The 445-nt window shown below is 64.7% G+C and carries 1 protein-coding gene and 1 pseudogene; both read left to right on the forward strand.

The window, feature by feature from the left end:
- Positions 1-189, forward strand: a pseudogene (locus AACY19_RS27380) (hypothetical protein); the annotation flags it as partial.
- A gap of 116 nt (positions 190-305) precedes the next feature.
- On the forward strand, positions 306-445 hold a 140-nt coding region (locus AACY19_RS27385; RefSeq protein WP_445262339.1), incomplete at its 3' end, for a hypothetical protein.

Raw genomic sequence — 445 nt, forward strand, 5'->3', positions numbered from 1 at the left:
GCCGCTGTGTGTATCGAGGACGATGCCGGTACGGATCGGCTGACCGTCCGGGTGTGCGGCAACGCCGCCACCGGTCAGGCCCGTCTGATCGCGACGCTCGACAATCTCGGCAAGGGCGCTGCGGGGGCTGCGGTGCAAAGTCTCAACATCATGGCGGGTCTCGATCCGGTGGCGGGGCTGACGCTGTAATTTTTTGCCGCTTTACGATACGTATTCACCTTGGCGGCGCGCGTTCGCCTCTTAAGGTGACCCCTTCCCCATGAGGCTGATATCGCATGCCCACCCGCACGCCCGTCGCCAAATTGATGTTGTTCGGCGCGACCGGAGATCTCGCGCAGCGGATGCTGCTCCCCTCGCTTTATGGCCTGCACGCCGATGGCCTGCTGCCCGAGGGGCTGACGATCACCGGCACCGCCCGCTCCGAGCATACCGATGCGAGCTTTCG

This window comes from Pseudomonas sp. EA_5y_Pfl2_R50 (genome assembly GCF_963970475.1).
In the GTDB taxonomy this organism is placed as follows: domain Bacteria; phylum Pseudomonadota; class Gammaproteobacteria; order Pseudomonadales; family Pseudomonadaceae; genus Aquipseudomonas.